We start from the raw sequence: 18,328 nt of genomic DNA, 5'->3' as shown, positions 1-18,328 counted from the left end.
CGCATTGGGATGCCAGTCCCGGCGGGGGCCGATGCATGTGTGGGGTGGGTGAGCCGACGTATCGCCTCGGGGCCGAGACTGCCCGCCCGAACCGCCGCCACGCCAGCCGAACCGTCCGGTTTCACCCAGTCGAGTGATCAGGACGAGGTTTGGTCGGTTGGGTGGGTTTTTCCCCGGAAGTTCTTTGGTTTTTACGGCCCGCAGCCCCGCCCGTCAGACCACCGGAGCCCGCACTTCCAGGCTCCGCCGCGCGACCGGGCGGTGGCGGCGCTCTCGCAGGCCGGCAACCGTAGAAGGCCCCACAACGCGAAACGGCGGGGCGCACCGCGTTCTCACGCGGTGCGCCCCGCCGTTCGCTCGGCGCACGACCCTCAGGTCGTGGACCGGCGCCTGCGGGCTCCCGGGCGGCGTTCGCTCGGGCGGGTGACCGGGTCGCCGGCCTCCAGGGCGGCGGCGCGGCGGCGCAGGCCGAAGTCGGCCAGGGCCTCGGCGAGCTTGTGCACGGACGGCTCGGGGGCCATCACGTCCACCCGCAGGCCGTGCTCCTCGGCCGTCTTCGCGGTCGCCGGGCCGATGCAGGCGATCACCGTCACGTTGTGCGGCTTGCCCGCGATGCCGACCAGGTTGCGGACCGTGGAGGACGAGGTGAACAGGACCGCGTCGAAGCCGCCGCCCTTGATCGCCTCGCGGGTGTCCGCCGGCGGCGGCGAGGCGCGCACGGTGCGGTACGCCGTGACGTCGTCCACCTCCCAGCCCAGCTCGATCAGCCCGGCGACCAGCGTCTCCGTGGCGATGTCGGCGCGCGGCAGGAAGACGCGGTCGATCGGGTCGAAGACCGGGTCGTAGGGCGGCCAGTCCTCCAGCAGCCCGGCGGCGGACTGCTCGCCGCTGGGCACCAGGTCCGGCTTCACGCCGAAGGCGATCAGCGCCTTGGCGGTCTGCTCGCCCACCGCCGCGACCTTGATGCCCGCGAAGGCGCGCGCGTCCAGGCCGTACTCCTCGAACTTCTCGCGGACCGCCTTGACGGCGTTGACGCTGGTGAACGCGATCCACTCGTAGCGGCCGGTGACCAGGCCCTTGACCGCGCGCTCCATCTGCTGGGGCGTGCGCGGCGGCTCCACGGCGATCGTCGGCACCTCGTGCGGCACCGCGCCGTAGGAGCGCAGCTGGTCGGAGAGCGAGGCGGCCTGCTCCTTGGTGCGCGGCACCAGGACCTTCCAGCCGAACAGCGCCTTGGACTCGAACCACGACAGCCGGTCGCGCTGCGCGGCCGCGCTGCGCTCGCCGACCACGGCTATCACCGGCCGGCCGCCGTCCGGGGACGGCAGCACCTTGGCCTGCTTCAGCGTCTGGGCGACCGTCCCGAGGGTGGCCGTCCAGGTGCGCTGACGGGTGGTCGTGCCGCCGACGGTGACCGTCATCGGGGTGTCCGGCTTGCGGCCGGCCGACACCAGCTCACCGGCCGCGGCGGCCACCGCGTCCAGCGTCGTGGAGACCACGACGGTGCCGTCGGAGGCGCCGACCTCGGTCCAGCAGCGGCCCGAGGCGGTGCGGGCGTCGACGAACCGTACGTCGGTGCCCTCCGCGTCGCGCAGCGGCACACCGGCGTACGCGGGCACGCCGACGGCGCTCGCGATGCCGGGGACCACCTCGAAGGGGACGCCGGCGGCGGCGCAGGCGAGCATCTCGGCGGCGGCGTCCGTGTCGAGCCCGGGGTCTCCGGTCACCGCACGGACGACCCGCCTGCCGCCGCGCGCGGCCTCCATGACAAGATGTGCGGCATCCCGGATCGCCGGGACCCCAACGGTTGCTGACGTGCCGTCAACGACTGTCAGCTGAGGTGCGCCCGTGCCCGGAACGGGGTTCGTCGACGGATCCGGATCCGTGTGCACGACGGTGACGCCCGCTCGGGCGTGCGTGCGCACGACGTCGAGCACCTCGTGCTCGGCGACGAGGACGTCCGCGTTCGCCAGCGCCTCCACGGCGCGCAGTGTCAGCAGTCCCGGATCTCCGGGTCCGGCACCCAGGAAGGTGACGTGCCCGTGTTCCGGACCGGCGGGAAGGGTGGTGGGGCTCAAAGTGCTCGCTCCCCCATCAGACCGGCCGCGCCCCGGGCGAGCATCTCGGTGGCGAGTTCGCGACCGAGCGCCATCGCATCGTGGTGCGTCCGGGGTACGGGACCGGTGGTGGACAACTGCACCAGCGTCGAGCCGTCGGTGGTGCCGACGACGCCGCGCAGGCGCATTTCCTTGACAATCTGCCCGTCGGTCTGGGCCCCCCGCTCGGGCCGAGCCGAGGTCGGGGGAGCGTCGGCCAACGCGCCCACGGGCGCGCTGCAACCGGCCTCCAGGGCGGCGAGCAGCGAACGCTCGGCCATCACGGCGGCCCGGGTGTACGGGTCGTCGAGCTGGGCGAGCGCGGCGACGAGGTCCGCGTCGGCCGCGGTGCACTCGATCGCCAGGGCCCCCTGGCCGGGGGCGGGCAAAACAGTGTCGACCGACAGGAAGTCGGTCACTTCGTCGCCGCGGCCGAGCCGGTTGAGACCGGCGGCGGCCAGGACGACCGCGTCGAGTTCGCCGCTGTGCACGAACCCGATGCGGGTGTCGACGTTGCCCCGGATCGGGACCGTCTCGACGTCCAGGCCGTGGGCGCGGGCGTACGCGTTCAGCTGCGCCATGCGGCGCGGCGAGCCGGTGCCCACGCGCGCGCCGCGCGGCAGGTCGGCGAACTTCAGCGCGTCCCGGGCGACCAGGACGTCCCGCGGGTCCTCGCGCTCGGGTATGGCGGCCAGGACCAGGTCCGCGGGCTGCGCCGTGGGGAGGTCCTTGAGCGAGTGAACCGCGAAGTCCACCTCGCCCCGCGCCAGCGCCTCGCGCAGCGCCGCGACGAACACGCCGGTGCCGCCGATCTGTGCCAGGTGTTCGCGGGAGGTGTCGCCGTAGGTGGTGATCTCGACGAGCTCGACGGGCCGTCCGGTCACCTGGCTCACGGCGTCGGCCACCTGCCCGGACTGGGCCATGGCGAGCTTGCTCCGCCTGGTCCCCAGCCTCAGTGCCTTCTCACTCATGCTGGCCCTCGGTTCTTGCCGTTCTGGTCGAAGTCGTCGGTGTGCTCGGCGCCGGCGGCGCCGCCGTGGAGCCGGGAGACGGAGGCCACCGTCTCGGGGTCCAGGTCGAACAGGGTGCGCAGCGCGTCCGCGTACCCGGCGCCGCCGGGCTCGGCCGCGAGCTGCTTGACCCGCACGGTCGGCGCGTGCAGCAGCTTGTCCACCACCCGGCGCACGGTCTGGGTGATCTCCGCCCGGTGCTTGCCGTCCAGGCCGGGCAGCCGCCCTTCCAGGCGGGCGATCTCGCTGCTGACGACGTCGGCGGCCATGGTGCGCAGGGCGACCACGGTGGGCGTGATGTGCGCCGCGCGCTGCGCCGCCCCGAAGGCCGCGACCTCGTCGGAGACGATCCGGCGGACCTGGTCGACGTCGGCGGCCATCGGCGCGTCCGCGGACGCCCCGGCCAGCGACTCGATGTCCACCAGGCGCGCCCCGGCCAGCCGGTGCACCGCCGCGTCCACGTCGCGCGGCATCGCCAGGTCCAGCACGTACAGGACCGGTTCGGGGCGCGGCGCCAGGGGCGCCGGCTCCGGCTTGCGGCGCTCGGGGACGCGGCCGGCGGTGGCGGCGGTCGCGGCGAGCGCGGTGATCAGCTCCGCGTCGGCCTCGACACCGCCCTCGGCCGCCTCCCGGCGGTCCACGGTGCCGTTGTCCACCCAGGTGCCGTGCTGCTCCAGCGCGGCCGCGTCGATGCCGGCGACCGCGGACTCGCCCAGCAGCGAGAAGCCGGCCTCCACGGTGGCGAGGTCCAGCGGGCAGCCGTCCTCGCCGACGGTGGCCGGCGGCAGCGGCGTCTCGCGCACGTCGCCGCGCGCGGCCTTCGCCGGCGTACGGCCGTCCCCGGCCGTCTCGCCGGACGCCTCACCGACCGGCTCGGCGACGGCGGCGGGCGCGCCGGTGCGGCCCTCCAGGGCGGCGGCGATCGTCTCGGCGGTCAGCACCAGGCCGGTGGCCCCGGTGCAGGAGACGGCGATGTCTGCACGTGTCAGCTCGGCCGGCACCGCGTCCATCGGTACCGCGCGGGCCGACACGTGCGTGTCGTCGCCCTCGGAGAGGATCCGGGCCAGCCGCTCGGCGCGCTCCGCGGTGCGGTTGGCGATCACGATCTCGCCGACCCCGGCCCGCGCCAGCGTGGCCGCGGCCAGCGACGACATCGAACCGGCGCCGATGACCAGGGCCCTCTTGCCGTGCGCCCAGACCTCGACGTCGGCGCCGTGGGACAGCTGCTCCAGGCCGAAGGTGACCAGGGACTGCCCGGCGCGGTCGATGCCGGTCTCGGAGTGGGCGCGCTTGCCGACCCGCAGGCCCTGCTGGAACAGGTCGTTGAGCAGCCGGCCGGCGGTGTGCAGTTCCTGGGCGCGGGCCAGGGAGTCCTTTATCTGGCCGAGGATCTGCCCCTCGCCGACGACCATCGAGTCCAGGCCGCAGGCCACCGAGAACAGGTGGTGGACGGCGCGGTCCTCGTAGTGCACGTACAGATAGGGAGTCAGCTCGTCCAGGCCGACCCCGCTGTGCTGGGCGAGCAGCGTGGACAGCTCGGCGACGCCGGCGTGGAACTTGTCCACGTCCGCGTACAGCTCGATGCGGTTGCAGGTGGCCAGGACGGCGGCCTCGGCGGCGGGCTCCGCGGCCACGGTGTCCTGGAGCAGCTTGATCCGGTCGTCCTCGTTCAGCGAGGCGCGTTCCAGGACGCTGACCGGGGCGCTGCGGTGGCTCAGGCCGACGACGAGCAGGCTCATGCCGGCATCACGGCGGGCGCGGCCCCGTCGGGTCCCTGGTCGGCCTGGGCGGCCTTGCGGGCGGCGGCGCCCGCGGGGGGCAGCGCGCCGTCGGCGGCGGCCTCCTCGCCGGCCTTGCGCTGCTCGTGGAAGGCGAGGATCTGCAGCTCGATGGAGAGGTCGACCTTGCGCACGTCGACGCCCTCGGGGACGTTCAGCACGGTCGGCGCGAAGTTCAGGATGGAGGTCACGCCGGCGGCGACGAGCCGGTCGCAGACCGGCTGGGCGGCGCCCGCGGGGGTGGCGATCACGCCGATCGACACGCCGTTGTCCTGGATGATCCGCTCCAGGTCGTCGGTGTGCTGGACGGGGATGCCGGCGACGGGCTTGCCGGCCATCGCGGGGTCGGCGTCGATCAGGGCGGCGACGCGGAAGCCGCGGGAGGCGAAACCGCCGTAGTTGGCGAGGGCCGCGCCGAGGTTTCCGATACCGACGATCACAACCGGCCAGTCCTGGGTCAGGCCCAGCTCGCGGGAGATCTGGTAGACGAGATACTCGACGTCGTAGCCGACGCCCCGGGTCCCGTAGGAACCGAGGTAGGAGAAGTCCTTGCGCAGTTTGGCGGAGTTGACGCCCGCCGCGGCCGCGAGCTCCTCGGAGGAGACCGTGGGCACCGAGCGCTCCGACAGCGCGGTCAGGGCTCGGAGGTACAGCGGAAGGCGGGCGACGGTGGCCTCGGGAATTCCTCGGCTACGGGTCGCCGGTCGGTGAGTTCGGCCAGTTGCCACGGTGCTCCTGCGGGTAGAGCGGGGCTTCGGGCGGTCATACGTCCCCGGACCGCCCCGTCGGAAGCAGGCTATGTCTTTGTGAACGCGTGCACAAAGATGGTGTCCGATTTGCCCGGCCAACGTGACCGGGGTCACGCGCCCCCGGCGCTCCAGCGTGGAACCGGCGCACTCACGGCCGCGTTCCTTCTTTGTTGGGGGCAAAATCGCACACTCTCCTCTACGATCCCCGCCCCCGAGACCAAGTCGCCGTCGATCCTAAGCGAATTTCGGTCAGTTTGTACTCACCGGTCAGTCTTGATCACCCGTCACCGGCGCCTCCGTGACCCGGCCCACAGCCGCTCAGCCGCCACCCGGCCGCCACTCAGCCGCCATCCGGCCGTCGCCCGGCCGCCCGCGCACCGGCCTCAGCCGGTGAGCGCCTTGCGCAGCCGCTCCTCGTTCACCCGCCAGAACGTGTGCTGCTCGCCGTCGATCAGCACCACCGGGATCTGCTCCCAGTACCGGTCGTGCAGCTCCCGGTCCTCGGTGATGTCCTTCGGCTCCCAGCGCGCCCCGACCTCGGCGCACACCTTCTGCACGACGGCCTGCGCGTCGTCGCACAGATGGCAGCCGGGCTTGCGGACGAGGGTGACGACCCGGTCGGCGGACGCGGCCGGCTTACGACGAAACAGCGGACTCATACGGGCCATTCTCGCCCTCCCCGTCACCACGCCCCGCCGCCCGGCGGGCGACTCGTCGTCCAGAGTTCACGGCCTTCGCACCTCGCGGCTCCGGAAGCACCGAACAGACTGGCTATGCTCACGCCATGGCCGCTCTCGGATGGCTCACCCCCCGTAGGCGCTCCGCCACGGCGCGGAGCGTGTTGGCAGGCGAGGCCTCGGCGGAGGCCGCGCGCAAGTCCTCGCAGGAGACCGCGCCGCCGCCACCGCAGGAGGCCGAGTTCCCGGTGCACGGCGACGAGCGCGCCGCCGCCTTCTTCGACCTCGACAACACCGTCATGCAGGGCGCCGCCCTCTTCCACTTCGGCCGGGGCCTGTACAAGCGGAAGTTCTTCGAGACCCGCGACCTCGCCCGGTTCGCCTGGCAGCAGGCGTGGTTCCGGCTGGCCGGCGTCGAGGACCCCGAGCACATGCAGGACGTCCGCGACTCGGCGCTCTCCATCGTCAAGGGCCACCGCGTCTCCGAGCTGAAGTCGATCGGCGAGGAGATCTACGACGAGTACATGGCCGAGCGGATCTGGCCGGGCACCCGGGCGCTGGCCCAGGCCCACCTGGACGCCGGGCAGAAGGTGTGGCTGGTCACCGCCGCGCCCGTGGAGATCGCCCAGGTGATCTCCCGCCGCCTCGGACTGACCGGCGCGCTCGGCACGGTCGCCGAGTCCGTCGCCGGCGTCTACACCGGCCGCCTCGTCGGCGAACCGCTGCACGGCCCCGCCAAGGCGGAGGCGGTGCGCGCGCTGGCCGCGGCCGAGGGCCTGCACCTGTCCCGGTGCGCCGCCTACAGCGACTCGCACAACGACATCCCCATGCTGTCGCTGGTCGGCCACCCCTACGCCATCAACCCCGACGCCAAACTGCGCCGGCATGCCCGTGAGATGGACTGGCGGCTGCGCGACTACCGCACCGGCCGCAAGGCGGCGAAGGTCGGCATCCCGGCCGCGGCCGGCGTCGGCGCGGTCGCCGGCGGCACCGCGGCGGCCATCGCCCTGCACCGCCGCCGCCGCTGACGCGCCGCCACCGGCCCGGTGTCGCCACCCCGGCGACGCGGCACGCGACCGCCACCTCCCGTGACCGCCGTTTCCTGTGACTGCCACCTCCCGTGACCGCCACCTCCCGTGACCGCCGTCACCCGTGACCGCTCGTGCGCCGTACCGGTCACCGCCGCGCCGCCACACCGGATTCCGGTCGAACGGGCGAACGCACCCGCTCATCGCCCTGGCCATACCCCTTGGCGGTACACCGCCACAACCCGTCCGCGACTTATCCCGAACCCGAACCGAATCGATCAGCGAACGGTCGCTCTCAGGCACCTGATCGGGCGTCAAACGGTAACGGAAACGACGTAATCGATGATTTGAGCAACTCGGTGTAGCAGCCCCTGCACGAAGCGTTATTCTCCTCAGACGCAAACCGATATCCCTCCGTCGCCACGACGGGTGAACGGTTCCGCACTGAACGTGATGGAAGCTCTGCCTCTGGGAGTCCCGTGTACCCACACGTCGGGGTTGACGCCTCGGGCCTGGCTACGCTCCGCGCCACGGTCCTGGAGCTGCTGCGCGGTCTTGTCCCCACCGCGTACGCCGGCCCCGCCTTCGCCACCGCCGCACCCGTAGGACCGTGCTACGCGCTGGCCGACGGCCTGGAGCAGGGACCCGCGCGCAGCGCCGTGGTCGAGGGGCGGCGCACCGCCGACGGCCGGGCGGGCGGGCGGCGCGGCCGTACGGCCGCGGCCGGCGGCGCCGTCCGGCGGCCGGCCGCGGACAGCGACAGCGCCCGCATGATGGAGCTGGTCGAGCGCGCCCAGGCCGGCGAGGCCGAAGCCTTCGGCCGCCTCTACGACCAGTACAGCGACACGGTCTACCGGTACGTCTACTACCGCGTCGGCGGCAAGGCGACCGCCGAGGACCTGACGAGCGAGACCTTCCTGCGCGCCCTGCGCCGCATCGGCACGTTCACCTGGCAGGGCCGCGACTTCGGCGCCTGGCTGGTCACCATCGCGCGCAACCTCGTCGCCGACCACTTCAAGTCCAGCCGCTTCCGGCTGGAGGTCACCACCGGAGAGATGCTCGACGCCAACGAGGTGGAGCGCTCCCCGGAGGACTCCGTCCTGGAGTCGCTGTCCAACGCCGCCCTGCTCGACGCCGTGCGCCGGCTCAACCCGCAGCAGCAGGAGTGCGTCACGCTCCGCTTCCTCCAGGGCCTCTCGGTCGCCGAGACCGCCCGGGTGATGGGCAAGAACGAGGGCGCGATCAAGACCCTGCAGTACCGCGCCGTGCGCACCCTGGCCCGGCTGCTGCCGGAGGACGCCCGCTGACCGTCCCGGCCGGACGACGGCCAACTCGCCGATTGACGACGCGGGTTGACGTTCCCGATCCGATCCCCGGACATCCGTAACCGAAGTGCCGAGCCGCTCGTTGTGCGGGATACAGGCTCCCTGCGGTCACGCCTTGGCCCACGCTGATCACTCGTCCGGGTGGCGGCGGTCGCCGGTGTGCAACCCTCAGGTCCCCTGGGGAGTCGACCGTCATGACGAGAGGAGGTGCCGCCAGTGATCGCGAACGTATCGGCGCACCGGCGGGCGAACGCCTTCGCCCAGGCCCTGGAGGAGTCGTCCGACCGGGGCGCGGCGGCCGAGCAGTCCGAAGGACCCGCTCCACGGCCGGCGGCGGCGGACCGGACCGAGCAGGGCCCGCTGCTGGCCCTCGCCACCGGTCTCGGCGCGCTGCCCCGGCCCGAGCTGGATCCCGAGGTCAAGGTCGCGCAGCGGGCGCAACTGGTGGCCGCGATGGAGGCCATGCTCCAGGAGGGCACCGCCGCGGGCGAGGCGAGGGAGCTTTCCGCACTGCCCGGGCAGCGTTCCCATCGGGCCCACGGCGCCCACCGGGCGAGCGGACTGGGCAAACTGCGGCCGCGCGGCCGGCTGGCGAAGGGCCTGGCCGCGGGCGGGCTCAGCGTCGGAGTGGCCGCGGGAGCGTTCGGCGGAGTGGCCGCCGCCAGCTCCGACGCCCTCCCCGGTGACTCGCTCTACGGCCTCAAGCGCGGCATAGAGGACTTCAAGCTCACCTATCTGACCGACGGCGCCGACGAGCAGGGCCAGGCCTATCTGGACCTGGCCGGCACCCGGCTCAGCGAGGCCCGCCGGCTGATGGAGCGCGACCGCGCCGGACACCTCGACCACGAGGACGTCGCCGAGATCCGCCGCACCCTGTCCGGGATGCGGCACGACGCGGCCGAGGGCCACCGCCTGCTGCACGAGGCGTACGAGCGCGACCCCGACTCCCTGGGGCCCATCCGGGCCCTGTCCGCCTTCTCCCGGTCCCACCGCGAGGCGTGGGGCGCCCTGCGGGAGCGGCTGCCCGTGCAGCTCGGCGACGTCGGCGACGAGGTGTCGTCGGTCTTCGCCGCCATAGACGAAGAGGTCGCCCCGCTCCAGTCGCTGCTGCCCGAGCCCACGGCCACGCCCGGCGACGGCAAGCGGCACGGCGCCGACCCCAGCGCCTCCGCGCACACCCGCCACCCCGGCAGGACCGCCTCGCCCAGCGCCGGCGGCGGCACGCCGTCCAGCGGGCGCCAGTCGGCCGGCGGCAGCCCCAGCGCCTCGGCCGGCTCCGGCGGCGAGAGCGACGAGGGCCTGATCGGCGGCGCGGCCGGCGGTCTGCTCGACCCGCCCAAGCCCAGCGGCAGCACCTCGCCGTCCGCCGGCCGGTCCCCCGCCACCGGTCCCGACGTGACGATCCCGCCGCTCCTGCCGGGCCTGCTCCCGGGCCTCGGCATCGACGACGAGGAAGCGAAGTAGGGCCACGCGAAGTACGGGTCACGGCTGCGGCGCCGGGGCGCCCTCCTCCACCGAGGGCGCCCCGGCGCCGTACGCGTACCCGGCGCCGTACGGCGCGCTCGGCGCTTCCGGCGCAGGTCTCAGAAGAAGACCGACCTGCGCTGCACCAGCAGCTTGTACAGCGTGTGCTGGATCTGCTCGCGGACCTGGTCGGTGAGGTTGAACATCAGCATCGGGTCCTCCGCCGCCTCCGGCGGATAGCCGTCCGTCGGGATCGGCTCGCCGAACTGGATCGTCCACTTCGTCGGCAGCGGGACCAGCCCCAGCGGCCCCAGCCACGGGAAGGTCGGCGTCAGCGGGAAGTAGGGGAACCCGAGCAGCCGCGCCAGGGTCTTGGCGTTGCCGATCATCGGGTAGATCTCCTCCGCGCCGACGATCGAGCACGGCACGATCGGCACCCCCTGGCGCAGCGCCGTGGAGACGAAACCGCCCCTGCCGAAACGTTGCAGCTTGTAGCGTTCGCCGAACGGCTTGCCGATGCCCTTGAAGCCCTCCGGCATCACCCCGACCAGCTCGCCCTGCTCCAGCAGCCGTTCGGCGTCCTCCGCGCAGGCGAGGGTGTGACCGAGCTTGCGGGCCAGCTCGTTGACGACCGGCAGCACGAACACCAGGTCCGCCGCGAGCAGCCGCAGATGACGCCCGGCCGGGTGGTGGTCGTGCACGGCGACCTGCATCATCAGGCCGTCCAGCGGCAGCGTCCCCGAGTGGTTGGCGACGATCAGCGCGCCGCCCTCCTTCGGGATGTTCTCGACGCCCTTCACCTCCACCCGGAAGTACTTCTCGTACACCGGGCGCAGCAGCGACATCAGGACCTGGTCGGTCAGCTCGGCGTCGTAGCCGAAGTCGTCCACGTCGTACTCGCCGGTGACGCGGCGGCGCAGGAACGACAGTCCGCTCGCGATCCGCCGCTCCAGGGCGCTCGCCGGGCCGTCCGCGGTGCCGGCGCCGCCGCCCGCGCCCGGGCTCCCGGGCCGGTCCTCGGCGCTGTCCGCGGTGCTCACCGCCTCCTCCTCCCGCGCCGCGGCCAGGGCCTGGAGCGGCTGCACGTCGCCGACCGCCGCGACGTCGCCGGCGGAGCCCGCGGGGCCGCCGGTGCGCCGGCCGGACGGGCCGCGGCGGCCGGCCGGCCGCTGGCCCGCGCCCGCACGGGACCGGTCGTCGTCGAACGGAATGACCTTGGCGTCCGCCATCGTTGCCGCTCTCCTCAGTTGGCGCTCTGCGTCGAAAGGTGGCCCCCGGCCCGGTGGGACAGGGCGGCGATCCGGTCGACGGCCCCTGCCAGGGCCGCGGGCGGCAGCAGTCCGGGACCGCGGCCGCGGGCGAAGTCGGCGAAGGTCTCCGCGGTGGTGTACCGGGGCTGGAAGCCGAGCGTGCCGCGCATCTCGTGCGTGGCGACGACCCGGCCGTGGGTGAGCAGTCGGATCTGCTCCGGTGAGAAGTCCGTCATCCCCAGCGTACGCACCAGCGAGCCCGCCCAGGTGACCGCGGGCAGCAGCAGCGGCACGGTGGGCCGGCCGAGCCGCCGGGCGCACTGGGAGAGCAGCAGCACCCCGTCCCCGGCGATGTTGAACGTGCCGCTGTTGAGCGTGCCGCGCCGGGCCTCGTGCGCGGCGAGCCGCAGCACCTCGATCACGTCGTCCTCGTGGGTGAACTGGAGGCGCGGGTCGTAGCCGAGCACCGTCGGCAGGACCGGCAGCGCGAAGTAGGCGGCGAGCGGGGTCTCCGCCGTGGGGCCGAGGATGTTGGCGAACCTCAGCACGCACACGGCCACGTCCGGCCGCCGCCGCGCGAAGCCGCGCACATAGCCCTCGACCTCGACCGCGTCCTTGGCGAAGCCGCCGCTGGGCAGGGACTTGGCGGGAGTGGTCTCGGTGAACACCGCCGGGTCGCGGGGCGCGGAGCCGTAGACGTTGGTGGAGGACTTCACCACCAGGCGGCGCACGTTCGGGGACTTCTGGCAGGCGCCGAGCAGCTGCATGGTGCCGATGACGTTGGTCTCCTTGACCGTGGCCCGGCCGCCGCCGCCCAGCGCCATGCCCGTCACGTCCAGGTGGACCACCGTGTCGGCGCCCGTCTCGGCCAGCACCCGCGCCATGGTGGGCTGGCGGATGTCCGCCTGCACGAAGTCCGCGCCGCCCAGATGGTGCTCGGGCGGGACCACGTCCACGGCGACGACCCGGTCCACCTGCGGATCGCGCTGGACGCGCCGGACGAACCGGCCGGCCAGCGGGCGGGCCGCTCCGGTCACGAGCACGACCTGTCCCAAGATCAGCGCCTTTCTTCCAGCGGCTGGTTCCGGCACCGGTACCGGTACCCGGATTCCGGTACCGCTCCCGGCACCCGGGCCGCGGCACCCGGTCCGCGGCACCCGGATGTCGGCGTCCGGTCACTGCCGCGTTCCCCGACTGCCGCCAACCTACCGGTTCCATGTTGCGCTGCGATGGCCGCCGACTGCGGGAGGTGACGGTCGTGGCCCGGCCGGAAAAAGACGCGGCCGGAAAAGGCGCAGCCCCCCACCGGATCCGGTGAGGGGCTGCGGACACGCTCTCGCGTTGTCGCGCACTAAAGCGTGGCGACCGGCGTCACTACTTCTTGTTGCGACGCTGGACGCGGGTGCGCTTCAGCAGCTTGCGGTGCTTCTTCTTGGCCATCCGCTTGCGCCGCTTCTTGATAACAGAGCCCACGACTACCCTCGCTCACTTCTCATCACTCGGTGTTTGGGCGCCATGGGCCCACACGACCTACGAGGGGCTAGCCTACCCGCCCGAGTGCTGAGGCCGTTAATCGAGGCGATCGTCAGGCGGTTTCCACCCCCACATAGCTCTCGCGAAGGTACTCGTGAACCGCTTGCTCCGGGACGCGGAAGGACCTCCCGACCCGGATGGCGGGCAGATGACCGCTGTGCACCAGGCGGTACACGGTCATCTTCGACACTCGCATCACCGAGGCGACTTCCGCCACGGTGAGGAACTGAACCTCGGTGAGAGGCCTCTCGCCAGCTGCAGCCATGACACACCTGCACCTTCCGCACTCGACGGCCACCGGCTTCCCCTTCCGGTGACTCTTCGTCGCTGCGTGCTCACTCCCCAATGTAGGGGCGGGTGATGCGAGTGGGGAAGAGGTGCACCCATCGGCGGCCTACGGTGACAGACACGCTCGATTGAGTACGTAGCGGGTGAGCGGGCGGTAGTAGGCGGTCCGTACGGCGTCGTCGAGCGGGACCACGACGGACACGCGCCCCTCCGCCTGTCCGACGAACAGGGCGGGGTCGTCCACATCGGCCGGACCCATCGCCTCGAACCCCAGCTGACCTGCTCCGCAGACCCAGCCGTGGTCCCCGATCACCAGCTCCGGCAGGGGTCCGCCGGCGTCGGCCGCCGCGTCGAGGGCGAGCCGGACCGGCAGCGGGGAATGGGTGTGCGCGCCCGGCTCACCACCGGTGCGTTCGGCGCCCCAGGGCCGCATGAAGCCGACGCCCCCTACGTACTCCAGGCGGTGCGTGCGTAGACCGAACCGGGTCAATATGTCGACACAGAGACCCTGCGCCGGACGCAGGACGACACATCCCGCCGCCGACAGGGCGGCGGCCAACCCGGCGTAGAAACCCAGCAGTCGATGCGGGTGCCCGGTGCCCAGCAGGACGGGCGCGGCGCGCCGGGCGACCTCGCGCAGCCGGTCGGCGAAGGCGTCCAGGGCCGCCAGGGTCAGTTCCGGGTCAATCACATCATGGCCGAAGGTGTGCTCCGGGTCGGCCGAAACGCCGCACTTCTCAGCCATCAGTTCGATCAGATCCGACTGCCGCCAGTCCCGCACGGGATCGATCCCGATCAACGCGCGGGGGTCCCGGGCGGCGAACAGCCGGTAGCTGCGCAGGCTCGTCTCCCGGGTGGTGGCCACGGGCCCGGCCAGCCGGGTCGCCAGCAGATGACCGCGCAGGCGGTCGCGCGGTGCGGTACGGGTGCTCGACACGGATGCGATGCTGACGGACGCCCCGCACCGCCGGGACAGGAACGGGAAAACACCGCACGGTCGGCGTACGGACGGGGTGACAGCGCGCGGCGGGGCGCCCCGGTCCGCCGAGGGGCGCCCCGGTCCACCGCGGCCGTTACGGCAGCAGGCCGCGCAGCGGGAACGCGGCCCGCCGGGTCGCCAGGATCGCCTGGTCCAGGCGGTCGGCCGGGTCGTACCCGGCCTCCCACTCGGCGAAGGACACCGGCCACCGCCCGTCCGTCATCCGCATCGGCCCCAACTGCCGGGTCCGCGCGTACACTTCCTGCCGCCAGCTCTCCGGGATCACCGTCTCCGGCGCCACCGGCCGCCCCGCCGCGATGCCCACCAGATGCGTCCACGAGCGCGGGACGACCTCCACCACCGCGTAGCCGCCCCCGCCCAGCGCCACCCACCGCCCGTCGGCGTGCTCGTGCGCCAGCTCGTGGCAGGCGACCTGCACCGCCCGCTGCGCGTCCAGCGACACCGCCAGGTGCGCCAGCGGGTCCTCGAAGTGCGTGTCGGCGCCGTGCTGCGTCACCAGCACCTGGGGCCGGAAGTCCGCGAGCAGCTCGGGCACCACCGCGTGGAACGCCCGCAGCCATCCCGCGTCCCCGGTCCCGGCGGGCAGCGCGATGTTCACCGCGGAGCCCTCGGCGGACTCGGCGCCGGTCTCGGCCGGCCAGCCGGTCTGCGGGAACAGCGTCTGCGGGTGCTCGTGCAGGGAGACGGTCAGCACCCGCGGGTCCTCCCAGAACGCCGCCTGCACGCCGTCCCCGTGGTGCACGTCGACGTCGACGTACGCGACCCGCTCGGCGCCGAGTTCGAGGAGCCGGGCGACGGCCAGCGCCGCGTCGTTGTAGACGCAGAACCCGGAGGCTGAGCCGGGCATCGCGTGGTGCAGGCCGCCGGTGAAGTTCACCGCGTGCAGCGCGTCCCCGCGCCACACCGCCTCGGCGGCCCCCACCGACTGTCCCGCGATCAGCGCGGAGACCTGGTGCATCCCGGCGAACGCCGGATCGTCCAGCGTGCCGAGCCCGTACGTGCCGTCCGCCGCCGCCGGGTCGGCCGAGGCGGCCTTGACCGCGTCGATGTAGTCCTGGCGGTGGACCAGCCGCAGCGTCGACTCCCCGGCCGGCCTGGCCGCGACCAGCGGCACCTCACGGTCGAGCCCCAGGGCGCCGACCAGTTTGCGGGTCAGGGCGAGACGGACCGGGTCCATCGGATGGTCCGGCCCGAAGTCATACCCCGTTACCGCCTCGTCCCACATCAGCTGTGCGCGGCCGCTCATGCCCGCCACCGTATCGGTCCTCGCCGGGCGCGAACGACCCGGCGTACACCAGCGTCACCAGCACCAGCGCCATCGGCACCAGCATCGCCCCGCGGTAGCTCCACGCGTCGCCGAGCGCGCCGACGAGCGGCGAGCCGACCAGGAAACCGACGTAGTTGAAGATGTTCAGCCGGGCGATCGCCGCGTCGGAGGAGCCGGGGAACAGCCGGCCCGCCGCCGCGAAGGTCTGCGGCACCAGTACGCAGAGCCCGAGGCCCAGCAGGGTGAAGCCGAGCATGCCCGCCCAGGCCCCCGGCGCCCCGGCCACCACCGCGAACCCGAGCGCCGCCACCAGCGAGCCCAGCCGGACCACCGTCGCCGCCCCGAACCGCCGCACCCCCACGTCCCCGATCGCCCGCCCCAGCAGCGTGGTGACCATGTAGACGTTGTACGGCACGGTCGCCAGCTGCTCGGAGCTGCCCAGGGTGTCCTGGAGGTACTTGGCGCTCCAGTTGGAGACGGTCGAGTCGCCGATGTAGGCGAAGGTCATCACCAGGCAGAGCGGCAGCAGCGCCTTGAAGACGACGGAACCGGCCGCCCCGGCGCCGCCCGCGCCCGCCTGGCCCGCCGGCTCCGTGTCGGCCGCGTCGACGTACCACCGGCTGCCGGTCAGCACCGCCGGCAGCAGCACCGCCACCACCGGCAGGTACGACACCCACAGCGCCAGGTGCCAGTGCGCCCCCGCCCAGGCCAGCGAGGCCCCCATGATGCCGCCGAGGCTGTACGCGGCGTGGAAGCTGAGCATGATGCTGCGGCCGTAGGAGCGCTGGAGGCTCACGCCGAGCATGTTCATCGACGCGTCCAGCGCGCCCACCGCGAGTCCGAACACCCCGAGCGCGACCGCGAGGGCGGCTATCCCGTTCCCGGCGCCCACCGCGAGCAGGGCCAGCAGGGCGACCGGCTGGGACCAGCGCAGCACCCGGCTGGGCGGTATCCGCCGCACCAGGTGCTCGGTCGTCACGCTGCCGACGCCGGCCAGGATCGGCACGGCGGCCAGGAACACCGGCAGCAGGCTGTCGGACATGCCGTAGCGGTCCTGGATGGCCGGGATACGCGTCACGAGCAGTGCGAAGGCGGCGCCCTGGGCGAAGAAAGAGAACGCCAGAGAGGCCCTACCGCGCCGCAGCACTTCTGTCATGGCGGCGAGCGTAGGGCCCTGGGCTACCTGTGGGTAGATCCACAGAAGATGAATTTCCTTCAGCTTCAGGCGGCGAGCGACGCGGTGGGCCGCTCGGCGGGCTGCTCGGCGGGCTGCCGCACCCCGGCCGCACCGGCCGTCCCGGCCGTCTCGGCCGTCTCAGCGGCGTCCGAGGCGTCCCAGGTGTCCGGGGTCGCCTCGACCTCCGCGGCCAGCATGCGCTCCATCGGTACGACGGCCAGCCCGCCGCCGAACCAGAAGGCGACCGCCATCGCGCCGACCATGATGACCGTGCCGAGCCAGACCATCGTGTCCACCGGGACCGTGTACGCCCCGACGACCCGCGCCACGCACTCGGCCAGCAGCGCCAGCCCCCAGACGAGGGAGAAGACGCGCTCCTTGCTCCGGAACGCCGCCGACCGGACCGACCCGCCCGCCACGAGCCGCTGCCAGGCGGCCTCCTTGGCCGCGTCGCCCTTCACCAGGAAGGGCTTCATCCCGGCGGTCATCATCGGCTTGCCGAGCGCCACGGAGACCAGGATGCCGAGGGCGACGGTGCTGCTGATGCCGCTGTCCTTGGCCAGCATCAGCCGCGGGTCGCCGGTGACGAAGCTCAGCAGCAGCGAGACGGCGTTGACGACCAGGATCAGGCCCGCCAGGGCGTTGGTGCGGCGCTCCCTGACCAGGCTCCACACGGTCCGCGCCGCGGGCACCGCGCTGCTCCAGGCCAGGGCGGCGAAGGTGCTCATGCCGAGCCCGTCCCGGAAGAGGTAGTACGAGCCGAGCGGCACCGCCACGTCCAGGATGAGCGGCCTGAAGTTGTCGAGCACGCTCGGCTGCTGGTTGCCGCTGCTCTGGTTCCCCGTGTTCTTCGTCATGCCCTCAGCTTCGCCGCCGGGCGGGGTGCGCCGGTAGGAACGATCGTCCGGAGGTCCGCGTGACAAATGTCAGTGCCTCGCGGGTGGCCGGGGTCATGCCGGCGCTCATCCCAGCAGGTCGGCCAACCGCCCCATGTCGGCGAAGAGTTCGGTGGCCCCGGCGAGCCGGTCGGCCGGTGTCATCGCGGTGAACCCGTACACGTCCATCCCGGCCGCCCGGGCGGCCCGCACGCCCAGCGGGGAGTCCTCGACCACGAGGCACCTCTCGGGCGCGACGCCCATGCGCTCGGCGGCGTGCAGGAACAGGTCGGGCGCCGGCTTGCCCCGGCCGACGTCCTGGGAGCTGAAGAGGCGGTCGTCCTCGAACCACCGGTCGAGCCCGGTCGTACGGTGCCCGACCCTGATCCGCTGATGGCTCCCGGACGAGGCGACGCAGTACGGCCGCCCCTCGGCGGCCAGCATCTCCAGCACCTCGGCGGCGCCGGGCACCGGCTTCAACTCCCGTTCGAATGCGGCGAAGACGCGGGCGTGGAACACGTCGTCGAAGTCGTCGGGGAGCCGCCGGCCGGTGCGCTCCAGGACCAGGTCGTGGATCCGGTGCATCGCCGCCCCCATGTAGTCGCGGAGGGAGTCCTCGTACGAGGTGGGGTGTCCCAGCTCGGTGAGGTACTCGGCCAGCAGCCGGTTGGAGATCGGCTCGCTGTCGACGAGGACGCCGTCGTTGTCGAAAAGGATGAGGTCGTGACGCATATCAGGATCCTAAACGCAGAAAACCCCGCACCATACGGTGCGGGGTTTTCCCTAAAATTTGTTCGGCGGTGTCCTACTC

At 73.0% G+C, this 18,328-nt stretch carries 17 protein-coding genes; 3 read left to right on the top strand and 14 right to left on the bottom strand.

The features are described 5' to 3' along the window. Nucleotides 1-371: 371 nt before the first annotated feature. The 5 genes from ABEB07_RS33820 to ABEB07_RS33800 all read right to left on the bottom strand — a co-directional run bounded on the left by ABEB07_RS33820 (nt 372) and on the right by ABEB07_RS33800 (nt 6,292). Nucleotides 372-2,078 (bottom strand): bifunctional uroporphyrinogen-III C-methyltransferase/uroporphyrinogen-III synthase, encoded by a 1,707-nt coding sequence (locus ABEB07_RS33820; RefSeq protein WP_164585012.1) that lies wholly within the window; start codon nt 2,076-2,078, stop codon nt 372-374. Beyond that, on the bottom strand, nt 2,075-3,067 hold the full coding sequence (hemC, locus tag ABEB07_RS33815; protein ID WP_345671854.1) for a hydroxymethylbilane synthase: 993 nt from the start codon (nt 3,065-3,067) through the stop codon (nt 2,075-2,077). Before hemC ends, ABEB07_RS33820 begins: the two co-directional genes overlap by 4 nt. Further along, nucleotides 3,064-4,845, bottom strand: a complete 1,782-nt coding sequence (locus ABEB07_RS33810; protein ID WP_345671853.1) for a glutamyl-tRNA reductase — start codon at nt 4,843-4,845, stop codon at nt 3,064-3,066. The genes hemC and ABEB07_RS33810 overlap by 4 nt, the downstream gene beginning before the upstream one ends. Then, on the bottom strand, nt 4,842-5,612 hold the full coding sequence (locus tag ABEB07_RS33805; RefSeq protein WP_176150009.1) for a redox-sensing transcriptional repressor Rex: 771 nt from the start codon (nt 5,610-5,612) through the stop codon (nt 4,842-4,844). Before ABEB07_RS33805 ends, ABEB07_RS33810 begins: the two co-directional genes overlap by 4 nt. Nucleotides 5,613-6,016: 404 nt before the next feature. Further along, the gene (locus ABEB07_RS33800) at nt 6,017-6,292 is read right to left on the bottom strand and encodes a glutaredoxin family protein (protein WP_345671851.1); all 276 of its coding nucleotides are present in this window, start codon (nt 6,290-6,292) and stop codon (nt 6,017-6,019) included. Between the two features lie 125 nt (nt 6,293-6,417). Here ABEB07_RS33800 and ABEB07_RS33795 point away from each other — a divergent pair, with 125 nt between their 5' ends. The 3 genes from ABEB07_RS33795 (at nt 6,418) to ABEB07_RS33785 (ending at nt 10,127) form a co-directional block, all read left to right on the top strand. Beyond that, complete coding sequence (locus ABEB07_RS33795; RefSeq protein WP_345671850.1) at nt 6,418-7,338, top strand: HAD family hydrolase; 921 nt, start codon at nt 6,418-6,420, stop codon at nt 7,336-7,338. 479 nt (nt 7,339-7,817) lie between these two features. Beyond that, entirely contained in the window at nt 7,818-8,645 is an 828-nt protein-coding gene (locus ABEB07_RS33790; protein WP_345671849.1) for an ECF subfamily RNA polymerase sigma factor, BldN family, read from the top strand. A gap of 234 nt (nt 8,646-8,879) precedes the next feature. Beyond that, entirely contained in the window at nt 8,880-10,127 is a 1,248-nt protein-coding gene (locus ABEB07_RS33785; protein WP_345671848.1) for a DUF5667 domain-containing protein, read from the top strand. 119 nt (nt 10,128-10,246) lie between these two features. On the opposite strand, the gene ABEB07_RS33780 is transcribed toward ABEB07_RS33785, so the two are convergent. The 9 genes from ABEB07_RS33780 to ABEB07_RS33740 all read right to left on the bottom strand — a co-directional run bounded on the left by ABEB07_RS33780 (nt 10,247) and on the right by ABEB07_RS33740 (nt 18,249). Then, the gene (locus ABEB07_RS33780) at nt 10,247-11,356 is read right to left on the bottom strand and encodes a lysophospholipid acyltransferase family protein (protein WP_345671847.1); all 1,110 of its coding nucleotides are present in this window, start codon (nt 11,354-11,356) and stop codon (nt 10,247-10,249) included. Nucleotides 11,357-11,370: 14 nt separating this feature from the next. Next, nucleotides 11,371-12,432, bottom strand: coding sequence for an NAD-dependent epimerase/dehydratase family protein (locus ABEB07_RS33775; RefSeq protein WP_176150004.1), 1,062 nt, complete (start codon nt 12,430-12,432; stop codon nt 11,371-11,373). Between the two features lie 319 nt (nt 12,433-12,751). After that, nucleotides 12,752-12,850, bottom strand: a complete 99-nt coding sequence (locus tag ABEB07_RS33770; protein WP_003948845.1) for a 30S ribosomal protein bS22 — start codon at nt 12,848-12,850, stop codon at nt 12,752-12,754. 112 nt (nt 12,851-12,962) lie between these two features. Further along, entirely contained in the window at nt 12,963-13,175 is a 213-nt protein-coding gene (locus tag ABEB07_RS33765) for a helix-turn-helix domain-containing protein (RefSeq protein WP_164582023.1), read from the bottom strand. A gap of 129 nt (nt 13,176-13,304) precedes the next feature. After that, a complete protein-coding gene (locus tag ABEB07_RS33760) occupies nt 13,305-14,135 on the bottom strand; it encodes a phosphatase (protein ID WP_345671845.1) in 831 nt (276 codons plus the stop codon). Nucleotides 14,136-14,271: 136 nt separating this feature from the next. Then, the gene (locus ABEB07_RS33755) at nt 14,272-15,444 is read right to left on the bottom strand and encodes an acetoin utilization protein AcuC (protein ID WP_345671844.1); all 1,173 of its coding nucleotides are present in this window, start codon (nt 15,442-15,444) and stop codon (nt 14,272-14,274) included. Further along, on the bottom strand, nt 15,395-16,621 hold the full coding sequence (locus ABEB07_RS33750; RefSeq protein WP_345671843.1) for an MFS transporter: 1,227 nt from the start codon (nt 16,619-16,621) through the stop codon (nt 15,395-15,397). Before ABEB07_RS33750 ends, ABEB07_RS33755 begins: the two co-directional genes overlap by 50 nt. 65 nt (nt 16,622-16,686) lie before the next feature. After that, nucleotides 16,687-17,499, bottom strand: coding sequence for a VC0807 family protein (locus ABEB07_RS33745; protein WP_345671842.1), 813 nt, complete (start codon nt 17,497-17,499; stop codon nt 16,687-16,689). A gap of 105 nt (nt 17,500-17,604) precedes the next feature. Continuing rightward, nucleotides 17,605-18,249, bottom strand: a complete 645-nt coding sequence (locus ABEB07_RS33740) for an HAD family hydrolase (protein WP_345671840.1) — start codon at nt 18,247-18,249, stop codon at nt 17,605-17,607. Nucleotides 18,250-18,328 lie beyond the last annotated feature (79 nt).

This window comes from Streptomyces similanensis (assembly GCF_039543625.1).
Taxonomy (GTDB): domain Bacteria; phylum Actinomycetota; class Actinomycetes; order Streptomycetales; family Streptomycetaceae; genus Streptomyces; species Streptomyces similanensis.
This window is presented reverse-complemented; position numbering and strand designations above follow the sequence as displayed.